General features: G+C 47.6%; 10 protein-coding genes and 1 tRNA gene. 4 read left to right on the top strand and 7 right to left on the bottom strand.

What is annotated here, in order from left to right; genetic code table 11:
* Positions 1-39: 39 nt before the first annotated feature.
* Entirely contained in the window at positions 40-567 is a 528-nt protein-coding gene (cobO, locus tag QSJ36_RS12625) for a cob(I)yrinic acid a,c-diamide adenosyltransferase (protein ID WP_285468778.1), read from the bottom strand.
* 242 nt (positions 568-809) lie between these two features.
* On the opposite strand from cobO, the gene QSJ36_RS12620 reads away from it, so the two are divergent.
* Together QSJ36_RS12620 and QSJ36_RS12615 are read left to right on the top strand one after the other, a co-directional pair.
* A tRNA-Ser gene (locus tag QSJ36_RS12620) sits at positions 810-897 on the top strand.
* Positions 898-999: 102 nt separating this feature from the next.
* A complete protein-coding gene (locus QSJ36_RS12615; RefSeq protein WP_285468777.1) occupies positions 1000-3306 on the top strand; it encodes a tetratricopeptide repeat protein in 2307 nt (768 codons plus the stop codon).
* A 352-nt stretch (positions 3307-3658) separates the two neighbouring features.
* Here the strand turns inward: QSJ36_RS12615 and QSJ36_RS12610 are convergent, their stop codons facing one another.
* Positions 3659-4528 carry a hypothetical protein gene (locus QSJ36_RS12610; RefSeq protein WP_285468776.1) on the bottom strand — a complete coding sequence of 290 codons (870 nt, stop codon included), beginning with the start codon at positions 4526-4528 and terminating at the stop codon, positions 3659-3661.
* 1311 nt (positions 4529-5839) lie between these two features.
* Here QSJ36_RS12610 and QSJ36_RS12605 point away from each other — a divergent pair.
* On the top strand, positions 5840-6241 hold the full coding sequence (locus QSJ36_RS12605) for a hypothetical protein (protein ID WP_285468775.1): 402 nt from the start codon (positions 5840-5842) through the stop codon (positions 6239-6241).
* 367 nt (positions 6242-6608) lie between these two features.
* Here QSJ36_RS12605 and QSJ36_RS12600 read toward each other — a convergent pair whose 3' ends face one another.
* From QSJ36_RS12600 to QSJ36_RS12580, 5 genes are all read right to left on the bottom strand, one after another.
* Positions 6609-7376 (bottom strand): hypothetical protein, encoded by a 768-nt coding sequence (locus QSJ36_RS12600; RefSeq protein WP_180972933.1) that lies wholly within the window; start codon positions 7374-7376, stop codon positions 6609-6611.
* Between the two features lie 84 nt (positions 7377-7460).
* Entirely contained in the window at positions 7461-10688 is a 3228-nt protein-coding gene (locus tag QSJ36_RS12595; protein ID WP_285468774.1) for a glycosyltransferase family 10, read from the bottom strand.
* Positions 10667-12520 (bottom strand): hypothetical protein, encoded by a 1854-nt coding sequence (locus tag QSJ36_RS12590; protein ID WP_285468773.1) that lies wholly within the window; start codon positions 12518-12520, stop codon positions 10667-10669. The genes QSJ36_RS12595 and QSJ36_RS12590 overlap by 22 nt, the downstream gene beginning before the upstream one ends.
* A 519-nt stretch (positions 12521-13039) precedes the next feature.
* Positions 13040-15295 carry an alpha-1,2-fucosyltransferase gene (locus QSJ36_RS12585; protein WP_285468772.1) on the bottom strand — a complete coding sequence of 752 codons (2256 nt, stop codon included), beginning with the start codon at positions 15293-15295 and terminating at the stop codon, positions 13040-13042.
* 17 nt (positions 15296-15312) lie between these two features.
* Positions 15313-16359 (bottom strand): glycosyltransferase, encoded by a 1047-nt coding sequence (locus QSJ36_RS12580; protein ID WP_285468771.1) that lies wholly within the window; start codon positions 16357-16359, stop codon positions 15313-15315.
* A gap of 250 nt (positions 16360-16609) precedes the next feature.
* Between QSJ36_RS12580 and QSJ36_RS12575 the strand changes: the two genes are divergently transcribed.
* A partial coding sequence (locus tag QSJ36_RS12575) for a hypothetical protein (protein WP_285468770.1) occupies positions 16610-17570 on the top strand: 961 nt, incomplete at its 3' end.

The following is a 17570-nucleotide window of genomic DNA, read 5'->3' as shown; positions in this document are numbered from 1 at the left end:
GAAAACAGCTTTACCCAAGAGTTTTCAAAAGAGAATATTTTAAAACTCAACACTCCTCTGAGCCTTGATTCCCTGTTGAAAGGCATGCCTGACGCATTCAATCCGGCTCACGGTATCAGCCACGGCGATAATTTCCTCCGGGGCATCCCGGCCTGTCAGGACGACAACCTTTCCGGGGGTAATTTTCTTCAAAGCATCCACGACTTCCGCAACGGGAATGAAGCCGTAATTCAGGGGGTAAAAAATCTCGTCCAGAATCACGGTTCCCATGGCCTCGTCCTCCAGCCTCTGCCGGGCCTGCCGCCAGCCGTCCCGGGCGGCGGAAGCATGGCGTTCGCGGGACTCTTCATCCCTGGCGCGCCCCGTAAATCCTGCTCCGGAACACACCACCTCCGCATTCGGAAACTGCCGGAGGGCCACCACTTCCCCATAGGAACCGTCGTGCTTGATAAACTGAACCACAGCCACCTTGCCGCCATGCCCCAAAGCGCGCAGGGCCATGCCGAAAGCGGAAGTCGTCTTTCCCTTGCCGGGTCCGGTCAGAACAAGAATGCGGGAACCTTTCATGCCCGGCATTATACAGCCCCCACCGGCAATACCCAGCCCAAATTCCCATTGATTCCCAGCGTAAAATGCACTACCGGTCTCCACATTCCTCTCCTGTTCAGGGAGGAAGTGTCTTCCCCCGGCAACCCAAAATTTCATGAAGCACAAGCTCTCATGCCATCTCCGCAAACCTGCGGGCAGACGTGAATAGGGCTTTACAGAGCCGCCTTCTTCACGGTAGCTTATGCCCGCGCTTGTTGCATGGAGAGATGGCAGAGCGGTTTAATGCAGCGGTCTTGAAAACCGCCGTGGGGCAACCCACCGTGGGTTCGAATCCCACTCTCTCCGCCAGTTTTGAATAATAAAATATAAAGAAATTTTTCTCAAAACATTAAATGCAAAAAATCACAATATCGAAACAAAAATTAATTTAAAATTTCAATATTTTATAATATGAGAAAAACAAAATCTAAAAAAATAAATACAAATCAAATAGTTCCTGAAAAAAATAAAAAAAACAATAACACCGAATCGAGCATTTATATAATTTTGTTATTTCTACAAATAATAATCTCGTTAGTAGCATTTTTTATAGAGCCTTTTGAAAATTTAGAAAAATCAATAAAAAATACATATATAGTTATAGCTCTAATAACATTTTTTTCGTGCTTCTTTATTAACACACGTCATCTATTAGATGGAAAAATTAATAATATTTTACTAAAATATATAAAAATATCATTATTTATTGCTATTTTAATTATTGCTGCAATACCTTTATGGTATTATTTTGAATATGATTTTAGAAAAGAAAATTCTTCATTGATAGGCTTAAATATCGCTGCTTCGCAAGGAAATTCTAATGCAGCATTACAAATGGCTTATATACTCAAAAACAAAAATGATAAAAATGCTCTTAAATGGTTTCATTTAGCAAGTGCAAATAACTGTGAAGAAGCCCAATATGAACTTGGACTTTTATATTATAAAGGAATATTTACTCCTATAGATGAAAAAAAAGCTATAGAATTTTTAAGTGAAGCAGAATCAAACGGTAATACCAATGCATCTTACTATTTAGGATGTATTTATGAAAAAAAAGAAGAAGAAAAAGCTTTAACATATTGGTTAAAAGCAGCAAATAAAAACAACATTTTCGCACAATTAAAACTTGGAAAATATTGGTATCATAAAGAACTCCAAGACTCAGTCTTTATTGACTCCAACGAACAATTCGGTTTAACTGCTAAACCTGATTATTCAGAGAGTAGATTATTAGAATATGAACCTATTTTTAAAATAAATGATAAAAAAAGTAGACCAGATGTTTACTTTACGAAAGTAGTAAATCATCCTATAAATACTGAAAATTTTGAAGTAATTTCAGAAGCGTATGGATACTTATTAGAAATTCATTGGGATAACAAATTACCGGAAGTGCACTTTTTACCTTTAGCGGAAAAATCTATGGAATTTAACAATCCAATATGTTCTGCCTATTATGCTTGTGCTCTATTAAAATCTGGAGATCCATTTTATAGAAATTTTGCTAAATCCTTATTATGGAATATTTATAATGAACAAAAAGTTCCTAGCTTTATTTTTACTTTAGTCACGACATATTTAGCAAAACAATATTGTGAAGAAAACAAATTTTATTTTTCTCGAATAATTACTGAAAAATATATACCAGATGTTTTAACATATCCTTATTCTGATAGACAATTTATAGATTTATTTGAAATCTATATGACTTTTGCGAAAGTAATACTCCCTGGTTATGAATATAGAACAGCTTGTGAAACGGCAGCAAATTATCTATCAAGAAATATTGCTGACCATCAAACTTACCAAAAAACAACGCTTGCTCTTTGGTATTTAAATCCGTTTATAAACGATCCATCCTACACAAAAAAAGCGGAGTCAATTTTAAAGAAAGTAATCGAATATGAACCTGATAATATCATGGCGTTAATAACACTTGCTGAAATTTATCAAGATCCTAAAAATATTTTTTTGGAAAAAAATGACTCGAAAATTAAGAACATAATTAATAAACTATATAATAAGAGTCTAACAGAACTATACTCAATAATATCCCATCGCAAAGATACAGGAAAAACATGGTATTTTTTGGGTAAAATATATGAATCTTATAAATATGATTATTTAACTTCTATAAAATGTTATAAAAATGCTTTAAAATTAGGAAATAATGATGCAATCATGCCACTTATTAATATTTATAAAAATGATGCAAAATTTTATGATGGATATCAAGACATAACCGATCATATATTATATTTATATAATAAAGCAGCAAACTCTGGAAATGCTGAGGCTTTATACGAACTTGGATTATTATATTTTGATAATAATGATTTTGTAGAAAAAAATTATTCCAAATCTTACACATTCTTTTATGAAGCCGTAAAAAAAGGATCCATAGAAGCTATGTTCATGCTGTCTCTTTTTTACTCGGAAGGAATTATCGTTTCAAAGGATGAAGAAGAAGCAGAAAAATGGCATAGGCATGCTGCAAGTTATAATCATACATCTTCTCTTTATAAAATAGCATGTTCACAAATAGAAAAAAAGAGATATAAATCTGCCTGTAGAATATTAAAAAATCTTATCCAAAAAGAACATCAAGGTGCACTAATGTCCTTGTTAAAATTGAAAGATGAAGGTATTAAAGAAGCAATACTAACATATAATTCTTTATTTTCATCTCAACAAAAAAATACACTAAAATATTAATAATATAGTTTTAATAAATCCTTCGAGATATAGAAACAATGTCAAAAGTATAGTCCAGTTTGAAGTCGACATTTTTCGGATATCCGTATGTACAAGTCCGTGGCTGGTATTAAAGTGCATTCTTTATTCATCTCAAGAGGATACTTCTGCAAGGAGATGGCGGAGGCCTTACTTCACATCATCCTCTTCCAAATGGCATAGGCACATCTGACCAGTACACCCCATCTAAGATGGAGGAACAATGAAGTAATTGATGGTGGCGGTTTCCTAAAACGTGGTTTCTAAGATGTATGTCGGGCATACCTGAAATACCTTCCTCCATGTTCATATTGAATAATATTCCCTGAAATTTTTACCTATTTTCCATGATCCATGCGTTCAGATCGATATATTCCGGTGGGGCGGATTTTCCTTTCAAGTCGTCAAAACAGCAATCCGCCATGCGCTTGAATATTTCCGGATATTGCTGAATGAAGTTTTTTGCACCCTTGCATTCATCTTTTTCCCCCCAACCGCAGGGGGGCGAGAAATTGTAAATGATCTGGAGAGAATCAAGGAGATTCCGGAGATTGTTTTCCACTTGTTCCAGTTTACTGTTGCTTACATGGAAAGCGTACGCGCAAGTATCGATTCCTTGCGCCCGGTTTTCCTTAAGCAGCAACGACGGATTGACCCGGAGACGTTTTTCTTGAGGACAGTTTTCCTCTGTATGCCGGCTTTCTCGGCCGACGTTCCACGGCATTCCGAGAATTCCCGTCCGGACGGAAGGATAGCGTTTTTTAATGCATGAAGCGAGAAGAAGGCAGGCAACGGCTTCTTCTGCCCTCCCTGCCAGGAGAATGCGCTTCGCATGCGGGGTGGCGGCGAGAAATTCAAGGATATCCCGTTTCATGTTGTCCAAATGGTCTTCCAAGTTCCAGGAAGAATAACGGATACGAACGACGGGACGCCCCGTTGAATGCAGCCACGGTTTTTCCGGGGCGCCGCAGAGAGCAATGACATATTCATCCGCAATAGAAGAGTCCGGCGCCATGAATGAATAGGAAGAGAACCAGTAATTACCGTCTTCTCTGCGAAGAAAGGTTTCCTTTCCCCAGTAATCCCAGCCTATGACGAGTTTTTTGTCCGAGTATTCAAGGATTTCGCCTCCATCGTTGCAATTTAAACGCTTTCCCCTGTTTCCCGTGATGCACAAGCCATCCGTCCAATCCTGCTGGCGCAAATGAATAAGGGAGGAGGCATGGGGAGGAGATTGAAGGAAGGCGGCTTCTTCCTTCTTCCGTAAACGGTAGGCGCCTTCTTCCATTTTCGTAAAGGTTTCCACGCCCCATTTATCCCATTTCAATGTGATTTCCACTCCGGTCAGAGACAACACGTCGGCTTCATCCCGAGGGCCGTCCAGGCGAATGGCCCGTCCATTGCTGATTTTCATGCATCCTTTCCAGTCAGAATGGATGATGTCCACGAGGTGTTCATCATTCCCGGCATCTGTAGAAGCACCGTTCTGCATTTTCCGGAATTCCTCGGAAACAGTACCTCCCCGCATGATGGAAGCATTGCTTTTTTGCATAATCAGATGGCTGTGAATTCCCCGCTTTTTCAGATAGGGAGCTATGTCAGCACACCCGTGTTCCAGCATGACGGTCTGGAATAGCTGGTCTTCCGCAAAGCCAAATTGATAGAATCCCGTTTGCCTTAAACAACGGTACATGGCTTCCTTCATAGCCGCGCGGTCGGTTTCCCAAGCCAGCAGATCCTCCATGACCCGCCGCGACATGACTTGAGCCGGCCCCAGGGCCAGCAGGAAGGATTTTTCCAGATAAGGGTATCCTCCATGCCGTTTCAGCCACAGGCCCTCCCCACGGTGGCAGCTTGAATAACCATCGGGCAACAGGGCATGAAAATCGGCAACATGCCGGAAGTAGTCCGGGTCATAGAAGTCATCATCGTCAATCTTGGCAAAAAGGTCATAGGATGAAATATCCAGGCCACGGACGGTATCCATAAAGTTGGTAAGCTGGTTTCTGTTAGGGCAGAGGCGCAGCGTCACTCTTCCGGCATCGATGAACGGCTGCACATGGGGAAGCAGAATCCTGCGGGCCGTTTCAGCCGAAACTCCCTTAACTGCTGCAAATACATGCAGATGTGGATAGCTCTGGTTCATCATGCAGAGAATCTGACGAAGGAGGTCTTCCACCCGCTTGTATGATGCAATGCATGCCGCCATATTGAATGGCCGTCCAAGTGGCCGTTTTTGAGAAGGAGAAACTGTTTCCGAAACCGTCCATGGTTTCCCATCGTCATACCGCGGCATAAAAACTCCCCCGTGAAGCAACGGTTCGTCCTTTCCCTCCATGGAGGCAGGCTGCCGCCCGGCATTTCCCTCTCTGAAAATTTTCTTGAAAAACAAGGCAGCTTCATCCAGCAGGCCATCCACGCCGATCTGTCCCTCGTCAAACAAGGGGCCCTTGAAGTAGGAGAGGTATTCGTCAACATTCCTGTCCAGGTGCTCCACATACCGGACCAGTTCCGCATGATTGCGAAAATCACGAGCATTGATGAACCGCCCGGGGTTGAATTCGCGGCAGGCATCCGGTGCTCCCCAGTAGACGGGCAGGCTTCCGGCAGCAAAAGCATCCGTCAGTTTTTGCGTTACGTAACCGGGGGAAGCATAGTTTTCAAACGCTATGGTGAATTTGTACCGGGAGCAGAATTCGACTTTGTCTTTAACGATCATGCCCGTGTTGTTCAGAAGCTGGCCGGAACTGTCTACGTATTTGTGTTGGGAAAGAGTTTCCAAAAAACGGACGGCTTCCCGGAATTCTCCCCCGGAATAGACGAAATTACAGAATTTTTCATGACGGTTGACAATATCCCCTGGAACGGAGGAGTATTGTTCAATGTGACCCGTCCTGCGGATATAGTCGGCGTTTAACCACGCAGGAAAACGAAAATGACGGTCCCCGGAAAGCGTTCCATCTCTCAGGCTTGTCAGGGAATAGCATCCTTCCTTCCAGCGCGGCAAAACAGGTTCTTCCGTATAAAACAGACGAGGACCTTTAAAGGAACGTGCGGCATTTCCAAAGATTGAATAAATCAGCAAGTCGGCACGGGCCAGGTCATCCACAAAAACAGCGCCCAAACGTTCTTTCAAGATCAGGCCCAGAATGTGGTTTTGCGGTTTGAACCCGGATTCAAAGTCGGTAAAAGCTATGCAAACGGGAGAGTCCATCCGAGTGACGTGAGATAAGAGTTTTTCCGAGAAAACATGCGATTTCCTGTCCAACCGGCATCAAACGAAACTAGTCCAGGCGGAGATGCGCATACGGGCTTTTTGCCTCCTGCAATAACGGCAGAATACGAGAGAGAAAGCACTCCTGCAGAGCCGGCTTTTGAGAAAGAGGGATGACTTCATCGTCATGAAATTCCCGGATGACATTTTTGTATTTAGCCGTTTTCATGAAGTGCATCCAGCAGGCATCAGGATAAGGGGTCACCTGCGGATGAGCGGTTATATCCACTTCGTAAGGCGCCGCAATTCCAAAGCGGGGCAAGTTGTTCATGCCGCAGATGAGGGAGTCGCCACCGCCATTTACAGGCCGAGGACCATAAATCATCAATCTTTGCTGATGAACCAGGGTATTGTGCCCCCGGATGGAGACGCAATCCTCCGGACCGGATACCATTTGAAAGGCCGCTTCCAGTTCCCGGGTAAAATAAATTTGGTCAGCGTCTATTTTAGAAACGCAAAACAGCTGCCCTTCATAAAGACGGCGAATGAATTCCATGCCGAAATTCAAGTAGGTGTCAATTCTGTTTTCCCGGGGAAGGCTCCTCAAGTCATCCACGGAATGAGGAGGAACGACATGATGCGGATAATGAAGAAAGCTGACCCGGCATTGACAAGCGTGGCAAAGGTGATGTTCCCATTCCTTGACCAGGTCAATGCTGCGGTCATCCATATCCGCCCAGAGCACCACAACGTGGTCCAGAACGGGAGCTACGCTCAACAAACATGGGATAACTGCGTTTTCTTCATTGAGAACACGGAGAAAACCTATCCGTTTCATGTTTTCGGCCAATTTTGTTTTTTGTGATTGGCATTCCATTTTTTGATTAGGGATTTTTCATTATTGAGGGATTTTGCGAAACGCCTAGGCGGATATACGCAGATTTCTCACCTCCCCATGGTTCCCGCTTTCCGTTTCCATCATCCGGAACATTTCCTCAATCCAGGATTGAACCAATGCCGGCTTTTCCTTTACCAGATGTACGATTTTTCCGTGAACAACAGTATGATGTTCCTTGCTGCCAGCCTGATGGGCATATGTTTTCAGAAGGTAAGGAGCCAATCTGTTCGTCGCTTCTTCATCAAGAGTCCAATGTTGACTGGTACTGTAAAAGGCAAACAAACAAAGTCCGGAGGATTCCGGCTGCTGAAGCAGTTTGAGAGGATCTCCATAACGCTCCAAAAGATTTTTAAACGGTCTTTTTTTCCTTATCTGTTCATGAGATGGGGAAACTCTTATTCCCCGGTATACAGGAGACTGTCCACTTAAATCCACCGGCCATGGGCATCCCCACACGCCAATATGAAGATGCGGGAAATCCTTTTTCAATCGCTGCGCCAGAATAAGGGCTGCAAACGCATCCTTGCAAATCCCCATCAGCAGGACGGATTGAAGCCGGGGCATCTTTCGTATTCCTTTTTCAACATCACGATACATGCGTTCCAGCAGCAGCAACCCCTCCCATTGATGATACCTCATGCCGATAAAGGGACGGCAGGAATGCCGGAACACGGAGTTATAGCCGTCATACGGGTTGATGAGCAATTCCCGCGCGTATTTGTTCACTTCATTGATGGTAGAAGAATAATGATAGTCAAGGTACTGATATTTACCCTCTTCCATCCTCAGAAATTCTTCAGTCCCCCAGTTATCCCATTTAAGAACGAGTTTGTTTTCATCATGTTGAAGTATGGTTGCGTGGTCATTGCGGTGAAGCCGGCGTCCCCGTTTTTCATTCATCTGAAATTGGTCTGTCCACTGAGGATGGCTGATGAGAACGGTGTCCACGGGAAGCAAGCCCGGTGCGGGAACATTCCCCTGGAAAGAAACCGGCGGCGCCGGGGCGGAGTAATGAAATTCACCGGCGGCATCTTCCAGAATGGGAATGACTCTTCCGCTGTCAATGAGGGACTGCATGTAGGCATTTTCCGTTGGCGCATGATGCTTTGAAGAACCCGCGGCCCTCAGGTTCATATCCGTATCTCCCAAATAGTAAAGCTGGGCTTCAGGGAATAAATAGTCCGCCAGACAAAGCGCCTTGCTCAACGTGGTAAAATTGCCCGTGCTGCGGTGAACTTCCCCCGGCATGAATTTCCAGTTTTCCAGCCCTTCCCTACAAGCAAATTCATTGGAATAGCCCAATTCTTCATTGTTGAAGTAAATTTCCGGGACTCCGCGTAAAATTTCCATATGCCTTTCCTCAGGGGAAAAAGCCAGGTATCCGGCGAAGCAGGAAACAAGAACAATATCCGTCCTTTTTCCCGCCAGACCGGAATTCAAGTTATCCATTTTGCTGATTCTCATTACTTTGTCGCAAGAGTCGACAAAAGAGGAATAGTTGCGTTTCAAATCACGTTTATTTGAGACGATGCAAATACGTTTTTTATGCCCTTCTGAAGCCAGAAAACATTGCCAGTCTTTAAATTCACCTAACCGTGACAAGGCTTTCCACTCTTCTTCCGTATCAATTTGCAGACAACAGGGAAAATCATTCGGGTAAGGGCAGGAACCGTCATCAAACATCGTACCCGATTCCAGAAATTTTTTCCGGGTAACAACATTAATATTTCCGTCAAAAAAATAGAAAAATTTCTTGGCGTCCTGTTCCCGATGCGCCAGATGGAAATGTCCCTCCATGTGACCAATCATTTTGGTTTTGCGGGCCGTGTAAGCGGATTGAATTTTCCCTTTTTCCATGTCTTCCGCCATTTGGCGCAACAGTCCCCGACGACGGAAGGGAGAAGTCGGCTGAAGTACGGCGAATATGTCACAGGAGAAACGGGTCAATACCTGGCGTACGCAATTTTCCATTCGGCGGTCGTCCACCGTCTCCCGGAAGCACCGGATGCCTTCCCGACGGCAGCGTTCCAGAACTTCTTCACTGTCCGTACTGACAACCGGAACAAATCCTTCCTGGAGGGCATAGGAAACGGAATACAGGAACAGGGGCCTTCCATTCAACAAGCGCCTGTTTTTATCCGGACAGCGCTCCGAATGTTTTTTAGCCGGAATAATGGCCAGCTTGCGGATGAATTGGGAAGCCGTGTCCTTCCCTTCCGGACAGAACACGGGAAACGGAGTTGCCGCCAGCGATTGGGGCAGCAGAAGTTCCGCCTTTCCCGTCCATTGTTTTCCGTCATCATGACGGGACATGACGGGATAGCCGTGATGCAGACGGCAAGCCTCCGTACGCGGCCTGCCAGTCCGGCATATATTCCCGCTGCATGAAATCATGGAAAAGAATTCTGCCAGACGGTTCATATATTCTCCGATGTCCGGCTGGCCCGGTACAAAAACGGGACCGTCCATATAACTGAGGTAAAGGTCTTCATCCTGATCAAGACGAATCACATATTCAGCCAGGGCCTCCGGGGTGGAAAAGTCCGCGGCATTGACGAACCGGGATGGATTGGCCTCCATCCCTGCATCGGGGGCTCCCCAATAAATGGGAAGGGAAAGAGCGGCAAGAGAATCAAACAGTTTTTCAGTCACGTAACCAGCAGCCGGATAGTTTTCAAAGGCAATCGTGAATTTGCAGGAGGAGCAGAAAGCTATTTTATCCCGAACGCAGGAGCCCATGTTGTTCATGACCATCCCGCCGCAATCTACATGCTTGTACCGGGAAAGCAGGCGCAGGAAATGAATTCTTTCCGGAGCATTCCCATTGGAATACACAAAGCTGCAAAACCGGGTATGCCTGGACAGAAGGGATTTTCTGTCTTTGGAGTATTGTTCTATTTTTCCCGTTCTTCTGACAGGGCCATTGTTCATCCAGCAGGGCATCCTCAAATGACATTCGGGATAAGGAATATCTCCCTTCATGAATGAAATGGCATAATCGCACTCATCCCAACGCGGTTTGACGGATTCCCCCGTATAAAAAACTCGAATCCCCTTAAAGTTCTGATGTTTTTCTCCAAAAACGGAGTAGATTAAAAAATCCGCCTGATCCTGGTCATCCACAACGGTCATGCCCAGTCTTTCCGTCAAAACCGCGGACAGAATATTATCATGTGGATCAAACCCCGGCCAGAAGTCCGCAAAAGCGGCACGTTTGACCTGCCGGGAATTTATACCTGTTGCCTCAACCATGCGTGACCTCCGTGTTTTTGAAGAGATTTATCCTTTACGATCATTTTTACTTTCGGTTTGATCGCCATGAGATTTTTTTGATTAAAGTCCAATGTTTCAGGGAATAAATATTCAGGAGATAAAACAAGGGGATGCCGGCCAATCACATATTTATTGAGGTGGCTTTCATCGTGCCAAACGGCAATGACACCGTCCTCAAGATCCCGCCTGACGGCATCCGCCAACTCCCGGCACATGTGGAGATAGTCTTCAGCCCTTCCCCCGTTAAAGCCTCCGGCGACATAATATTCTCCTTCGGAATGGAGCACCCGCGCCCGGGACATTCCATTTTTTTCGTAGGGGTAAGTGGAACGGGGGCGTTGGTAGTACCCCGGATGAAGCGTCACCATGAGACCCTGCCGGTCCATCGGGAAAATTTCCTGACCGACAGGCCCTACGGGAAGCAAAGTTCCATTCATGAAATAAATGTAGTCATATTGCTGCAATTCCTCCCGAACGGTTAAAAAAGTCTCAAACCTTCTCAAGGTTTCCATGGGCCACGGATAAAACGGCTTGCGGACAAGAGTCACGTCATCGCCGATTTCCACTTCCGGATGATCCGTGAACAGAAAATAATGCACATCATGCCCTGTCAGGAAATATTGTTTGGAGGCCGCATAAAACTCCTCCCAGAACGTCATATAACGCCCCGTGGCTATAAACAGGACAGCCACTTTTTTCCGGGGAGAAAAAGGTTCTTCCTGTCTGCCGCCGCTCGACAAATAGAAGGTTCCATCCTCCATCTTTTTAAACGCCTCCACGCCCCAGCAATCCCACTTGAGAGTTATTTTCTCATCAGTGACGGAGAGGACGTCCGCTTCGTCGTCCCGTTCAAAACGGCGCGCCCTGTTCCCAAAGACACGGACAATATCATGCCATTGCGGATGATGCACTTCCATGAGACGCTCCTCATTAACCTGGTTCGTAGAAATGTTCCAGTTTCTGCCCCGGAAATCTCCCGGAACCAGCCCTCCGCGCATCACGGAAGCATTGCCGGTCTGAATCGCCAGATGCATTGGCAGGGCCATTTCCTGTACATACCGGGTGCGGTTGCTGCTTCCGGTATCCAGCATCATCATGTGCATGAAGTTGTCTTCCGTAAATCCATACCCGGCATGACGGAGCCTGGGCGAGATCTGGGATATCATGTGAGGATTGGTCTCACAAATTATTAATTTTTCCAGCACATCCCGGCTCAATACCAAGGTGGGGCCAAAGCAGCCGAAAAATCCGTTTCCGGAGAAGGGATACCCTCCACGCACGCTTAGATATTCGCCCGGCCCGCAATAAAAGCTGCTGAATTCCGGCGGAAGATGCAGATGGAATTTATTGACTGACTTGAAATAATCCCTTCCGTACAAATCATCGTCGTCAATTTTGGCGAAAAGATCGTAATCGGAAACGTTCAAATCCCTTATCGTGTCCAAAAAATTGGATAGCTGGTTCTTGTTGGGGAAAAGCCGCATCGTCAAACGGCCTTCGTGAATAAAATGTTCAAAGAGAGGGAGCACTGTTCTGCGGTACGTGCCTTCCGGTATCCCCTTGACAGCTGCGAACACATGAAGATTCGGATAGCTCTGATCCATCATGCACCAAATCTGCCTCTGCAAATCCGTCAGACGCTTATAGGATGAGAGACAAACAGCAATTTTGCAATCGGGCCTCTGCTTAGTCCGTCCGTGCTGGTAAAACAGATTGTGGCGGGCCACACGGATCTTGAGGTCTCCATGGCTGTTGGCAGCCTCCAGGGCAATATCAGTCGGCAACCGGTAATCGGCAAAAACCCGGGCCACCCTGGGGCGTCGGGCAGCAGGGATGACGAGAGCATGCGTTCCCCATACGTAGGAGGTATTGGCATCCGTCTTTCCCGTTTTGAAATCTTCAAACAAGATTTCATCAGATTCCCCCGGGCCCCCTTGCGGAGACCATACTGCATGATGGAACAGCCGGAAAATATCCGTCTCCGGATGCTCCTTCATTTCCTTCCTGAGAGCCGTTTCCAAGCGGGAAGAAGCTACCATCGGCACGGCATCGCTTTCTCCGAAAATAATCAGGTCACTCCCAGCATAATTTCTGTCCTCCAGCAGACGTATGAAAGATGCCCTCAGAGAACGGACGTGCGAACGTTCCGCAGACGCCGGGGACCGTCCCAGGTAGGATGCACTTTCCTCTTCCCGCGCATCCCTGAGGGGGGAAAGATCCGCGGTAGAGGGATAGAGCTCCAGCTCATAACCCATCCGGTGCAATTCCGAAGCTCCTTCCGACTTTTCCCCAGGAGACACAATCAAAACACATTTCATAAAATGTACCTGTTAAAGTTTAATCCATTGCGGGCAGAAAATGTCCTGCTCGTCCTCAATCTTTCCGGTAAACCACTGTTTTTGAATAAAAACCCTCTGCTGGTCTCCAAGCCATGCTCCCCACCAGGAAAAGGAGGAACAGGAAAGGACGAGTTCCTGCATGGACGTCAATTCCCGGAGGGCGTCCAGCGTCTCATGCTCATCCATGACTATTTCAAAACGCGTTGCTTCCGAAACGCCCTCCATCAATTTCCGGGCCAATTCCGGAGAATCGGAAAAAACGACCAGCTTACTGATGTTGCCGGAAAGCCTCCGTAAAGCTTCATTAAGAAAGGGAACATCCGGCGTATGGTACATGTCTGTACGGTCAAGATAGTCCCCCATCCTTATATGAACGCCGGCCACGCCCTCCTGGACGGGAGCAATAAGAGGAGCAAACAGGGAACGGATTTCTTCCGCAACATCCTTGAAATACCGCTCACTCTGGAAATACCCTCTCAGGGCGCCGTAGCGAACCATTTCAGGAATGGGATGGTAGGAAAATCCGGGCTCCCTGTATGTCACGGGATCGTTATATCCGCCGTCCGGGCACAGCGAACAGGCCTCACCCAGATAAGTCATCAGCTCCCAGGTCTCGGAACTGTATCTCCAAGGAATACGGCATCCCACACCCAGCCGGAGAGCATGCGCATAGGCAGCAGCTATCTGGAACAGATGATTGCACGTACGCGAGCCGGGCATAAACTGCGTCGTGACGTAACCGGGAGATGCCGGAACAGAAGAGGGACGCAAGGATAAAAATTTACCGGTAACAGTCTTCTGCGGTTTCCGGGCATCCAGGCAAACCGTGCCCAGCAGGTCAAAAGGATGTTCATCCCTGTCGGATCGCCTTTCAAGACACTGAAGGTGCAAATGGCGGGAATTACCCGGAGCATGCTGGGAAACCTGGAACCCCAGCTCTTCCAAAACATAACTCAGGAAATCGGCAGACCACAGGGATTGTTGCTTGTAGACTTCCATAAATGCACACAAATCATTCTCCGGAGTTTGATTTCCTTTCCCCTGTCTCTTCATGTATTGCCTGAACGCGGGCGTCATCACCCCGCGCATCAGGCGCACGTCCCGGAAACTTAATCGTAAGATTCCTCCGGGTTTTAGAGCACGGAAGGCTTCCGTGAAAAATCGGCAGGCCTCTGCAGGCGTTACTGTTCCAATGACATGCTCCAGATAAAAAGCGTCTACGGAATCGTCCTTCCACGGGAGCGGCCTGGTAATATCATAATTGGGAGCGTCCAGATTCAACCAGCCATTCAACCTCCGGGTGCCGCACCCCAAATGGATATACAGCAGAGGAGATTGGTCCATGATTTCCACGTTGCCGGAAGAAAGGCGGCGCTCAGCCCATAACCGGGCCAGGGACGGCATGTCCGGCCGCTGGAATATCTCCGTTTCAGACCCGATAAACCGTTCTCCCTCCAAAAGGAGCTGCTCCATAGGCCACATCTGCCATTTCAGCTTCAGTTCACCCTTGGAGCCAATGCTCCACCAGCCATAGCAGGAAGTATCCCGCCTCCTGAACGCCCCGTTGGAATAAAACAGCATTTCCCCTTTCCAATGAAGATGAACAACATCGCACACAGCGGAGGGAATTTTGTAATTAAACGAATACAGGGCCTGCATGATGTCGGGAGAACACCAGTGGGCCGTTACCATGTCATTATCCCGTTCCGGGTAATAAACATTGGACATGTAAAGCCGTTTCGTGGATTTCAAGCGGCCTCCGAGCCTGCCTGCCAGTTCACCTACGATCACATCCTCTGCCCCGCATTCCGCAAAACCCGGCGCATTCACCAGCTTTTCCACCATGCTGCGCTTCAGCAGGTAGCCCGCCCCTCCGCTCGGTGAATTGCGAAGCGCAACCATCGCATCCCCAATCAGATCATAATCTTCATCTATCAAGGAGGTCAACCGGCTCAATTCCAAATACGTATCGTCATCACATTTAAAGAGCCATTCAAATTCGTAATTCTCCAGCGCGTAACGAAAGAAGGATTTCACTTTTGCGGGGAGCTCGTTGTAGCCATCGGGCGCATCAAGCCCCACCGTATCTTCTTCTTCCCCCTCCAGAACCCGGTTTCCTCCTACAAAGAACATGCATTCAACGTTCTGCGCGGGATGGGCCAGCCAGGTAGACCTTACCGCCTTCCGTTTATCTCCCGTTCCATGGCATGAACAAATGCCTACGACAATGTTTGTTTTCTTTTTCATGGTTTTTCCTCCCATTTCTAAGCCGGCAGTTTTTCCACCGCGTCAAAGACTTCCTCCCAGCTGGCTACAGACGCTTCCAGACCTCCAAGCTCCAGTCCACGCTCCCGCGCCGCGTGGGCCATATCGGACCTCAGGTTGGGCTCGTAGGCCATCTTGCTGGCGTAGTAGATAAAATCCCTTTCATGGTCGCACAGCCATCCGGTCTTGCCATGCTCCACCATCTGCCTCCAGCCTCCACGGTTGTCCACCACAAGCACGCTTCCGCTTGCCATGGATTCAAAACCGACACGCGGCCAGTTCTCCGTCGTGTCCGTCGGCTGGAGCACGATTTGGCAGTGCTTGTAAAAGTCCTGCTGGCTCACCTCCCTCTGGTCGCGGGCCGTGCGTATCCAACTGTAAGGCTCTCCGATTTTCTCCCGGCTCCTCTGGTCAAACCCCAGAAAAAGGCCACGCTTGAAGACAGGCGCCACGAAATATTCATAAATATGGAGCGTATTGGCCGCAAATTTGTCCGCGTCCTGGCGCGAGATGCGCCCGCAGCCGAAGTATTCCTGCGTCCTCTCCTCAATGAAAGGGAAGGATTCGTTGTGGAAGTAAGGCTTGAACGTCATGAAAGCAATGGTAGGGTCGTCGTTGCTGCGCTTGAGCAGGGGCATGTTCTTCTGCCTGACTTCCTCGTTCTGGTAAAGGAACATGGCAATGAGCCCCTGCTTCATGAGTTCCTTTTCCTTGTTGAAAAGCCAGGTCATGCAGTTGACAAAGATGGTGCGTTTGGTGCGCTGGCGAATGGCGGGCATGTTTTCCAGAAATTCTCCGTTGCAAAATCCGATGATGGCATCCCCTTCCTGCAGGACTGTCCAATCGTTGGGAGCGTGGATATGAACACCCAGACGGATCATTTCCAAATAAAGGGCTTCATTTTCAAATCCTCCGTTGGTGGGGATGATATGGACGTCAATGCCCATGTGGAGCCAGACCAGAATCTGGTGGTGGAGTTCGGTTCCCGCGCCCCCGTAGAGACTGGGGAACCCGTTGACATAGATCTTTTTCAATGTGGTGCTCATGAAATAATGGAGTTAGATGTTGAACGAATTCATTGATGGACGCTAGCACGCTGCCTTTTAAGCTGGCAATGGGTAAATTTTGAAAATATGGCAAAGAAATATGTGCCACCGGAGAAGAATCCCCTCCCTTTTCACACGTTGCCATCCGCCTCAAAAACTCACCAAATATCATAACGTTCCCGGCGTGTTTACACTGGTAGTTTTTGATTCATGGTAGTCGCAACCATTGAACAAACATCATTTCATTACCATGAACAACACTTTCAACATCGGCGCCATGGATACCGCCTACCCCTTCATTCCCATGTACCCCAACGGACAGCCCCAGGGCAACTTCCTGGTCAACGGCCTCTCCGCTCCCGTCCTTATCCCCAAACGCGCTGCTTCCTCCCCTACCCGGCACGAATGGTTCGGATACCTCAAGGTCATGGCTCCCGCCACCTGTTTTCTCCACCTCCACGCCCACTCCTCCATCTCCCTTTCCATTCCCGCCAAGGATCTGGAACTCTCCACGGAGCCGGGCTCTTCCACCCCTCTGCGCCGCCAGATCCAGTTCGACCAGGGATACTACTGGTGCCATATCGTCCACCAACACCAGCCTGCCGCGGAGGACCAACAGGAGTTCTGCATTGCCCTGGTAAGCGACAAGGAAGGAGAGCCCGACCTGGACTATTACCTGCTGGCGGAAAACACGCCTGCCGGAAAGGAAGGAGAAACCGTCCTGACTCTGGTCAACCTGTACCAGGAGATGGAAGAAGGGGACTCGTCGAGCAGTTCGGCGGGGGGAGGAGATTCGTTTGAGTTTGATCCCAAGCCCAGCAACAGTTCCAGCTCCTCCTCGTCAAGCAGTTCTTCTTCCAGCAACTCTTCGTCTTCATCCAGTTTCCAGCCGAGTTCTTCGGCTCCCGAGCCTCCGGATTCCTCCAGCAGCGCGCCGCCTTCTTCTTCCAGTTCGTCGTCCTCCAGCAGTTCGAGTTCTTCCTCGTCCAGTTCCTCAAGCAGCTGGTCGTCTTCCAGTTTCCACAGCAGTTCCTTGGTGCCCCAGGAGCCGGATTCCTCCAGCAGCGCTCCGTCTTCCAGCTCTTCCTCGTCAAGTTCATCGAGTTCTTCCAGCTCCAGTTCCTCTTCCAGCAGTAGTTCCAGTTCCCTCTCTTCTTCCTCCAGCGAGCCGGAGGAAGGAGGCTGTCCATGTCCCTGTTCCTGTGATTGCG

Origin of the sequence: Akkermansia sp. NBRC 115031 (assembly GCF_030268505.1) — a bacterium.
Classification (GTDB): domain Bacteria; phylum Verrucomicrobiota; class Verrucomicrobiia; order Verrucomicrobiales; family Akkermansiaceae; genus Akkermansia; species Akkermansia massiliensis.
The sequence above is the reverse complement of the archived record's forward strand: the minus strand, read 5'-3'. Positions and strand labels throughout refer to the sequence as shown.

Excerpts from the sequence above, each read along its gene's own strand:
- cobO (WP_285468778.1), bottom strand. The coding sequence starts at position 567 with ATGAAAGGTTCCCGCATTCTTGTTCTGACCGGACCCGGCAAGGGAAAG.
- QSJ36_RS12615 (WP_285468777.1), top strand. The coding sequence starts at position 1,000 with ATGAGAAAAACAAAATCTAAAAAAATAAATACAAATCAAATAGTTCCT.
- QSJ36_RS12605 (WP_285468775.1), top strand. The coding sequence starts at position 5,840 with ATGATTGCGAAAATCACGAGCATTGATGAACCGCCCGGGGTTGAATTC.
- QSJ36_RS12600 (WP_180972933.1), bottom strand. The coding sequence starts at position 7,376 with ATGAAACGGATAGGTTTTCTCCGTGTTCTCAATGAAGAAAACGCAGTT.
- QSJ36_RS12595 (WP_285468774.1), bottom strand. The coding sequence starts at position 10,688 with ATGGTTGAGGCAACAGGTATAAATTCCCGGCAGGTCAAACGTGCCGCT.
- QSJ36_RS12585 (WP_285468772.1), bottom strand. The coding sequence starts at position 15,295 with ATGAAAAAGAAAACAAACATTGTCGTAGGCATTTGTTCATGCCATGGA.
- QSJ36_RS12580 (WP_285468771.1), bottom strand. The coding sequence starts at position 16,359 with ATGAGCACCACATTGAAAAAGATCTATGTCAACGGGTTCCCCAGTCTC.